The following is a 1,277-nucleotide window of genomic DNA, read 5'->3' as shown; positions in this document are numbered from 1 at the left end:
TGATCCTGCTATAGATTTGCGGACACACGGTTAAGTAACTATCCTGACTTTTACAGGAGAAGTAAATGACCAAGCCCAAACGTCGAACTTATGATCCAGAGTTTAAGCGCAATGCAGTTCTTTTAAGTGAAGATCCGTCTCGTACACATTCTGAAGTGGCAGAAAGCCTTGGAATTTCTTACGCCATACTTTACCGCTGGCGACGAGAGTTTTCTCGTAACAGAGGAATTGCCTTTTCCGGTCAGGGAAACGAGATTTTAACCGATGAAAAACGCAGAATAAAAGAGCTGGAGAAAAAACTACGTGACGCTGAAACAGAACGAGATATCCTAAAAAAAGCATTGGCCATCTTCAGCAGAGCACCGAAATGACATTCAAATTTATAAAAATGAACCGCTCGATTTTTCCGGTGAAGAAGATGTGCCAAACCCTCAAAGTTTCTCGGAGTGTTTTTTATAGTTGGCTATCAAGACCTGAATCAAAGAGGTCCATTGAAAACAAAATATTGAAGAGTCGTATTCGAGAACTATATCTTGAACATGGCAAAATGGCAGGAAGCCCTATGATTACGGGCGATTTACATGCAGAGGAAAGGTTCAAAAAAGTCAGCCGTACACGAGTTGCAAGAAAGATGAAGGCTATGGGACTTCAATGTAAAACTGTACGAAAATTTGTGGTTACCACTGACTCCTCCCACAAGGAACCCGCAGCTCCCAACCTGCTGAATCGCCAGTTTTCCGTATCCAGACCGAACAAGGTTTGGGCAACGGATATCACGTACATAAAAGTGGGCCTAAAATGGTTCTACCTTACAGTTTTTATAGACTTATTTTCACGAATTGTTGTTGGCTGGGATTTAAGTGATTCTCTGGAAAGAAGTTCAGTAATTTGTGCCTTCAATAAGGCTTTGGTCCGGCGCAGACCATCTAAGGGACTGATGGTTCACAGTGACCAAGGAGTGCAATATGCTAGTCAAGAATTCAGAAAACATCTCGCTAAACATGGTTGCATCCAAAGTATGAGCCGAAGAGGCAACTGCTGGGATAATGCGGTTGCTGAGTCCTTTTTCCACACTTTGAAAACGCAAATGGTCTATCACAGAAGGTTTTTAGACAAACATGAAACGGAAATTGCTCTATTTCAATATATTGAGGCCTACTACAATCGCAGAAGACGTCATTCCAGCAATGGCTGGAAGTCACCTGCTGAATTTGAAACCAACTGTCAGGAAAATATTTTTGTGGCTTAACTCACTGTCCAGAAAAGTGTGGCAGGAT

Annotated in this window: 1 pseudogene; it reads left to right on the top strand. The window is 42.1% G+C overall.

Annotated features, from left to right (window positions below):
* The first annotated feature begins 65 nt into the window (after positions 1 to 65).
* A pseudogene (locus B9N78_RS17960) lies at positions 66 to 1,249 on the top strand (IS3 family transposase).
* The last annotated feature ends 28 nt before the right edge of the window (positions 1,250 to 1,277 follow it).

The organism is Desulfovibrio gilichinskyi (genome assembly GCF_900177375.1).
GTDB lineage: Bacteria > Desulfobacterota > Desulfovibrionia > Desulfovibrionales > Desulfovibrionaceae > Maridesulfovibrio > Maridesulfovibrio gilichinskyi.
This window is presented reverse-complemented; position numbering and strand designations above follow the sequence as displayed.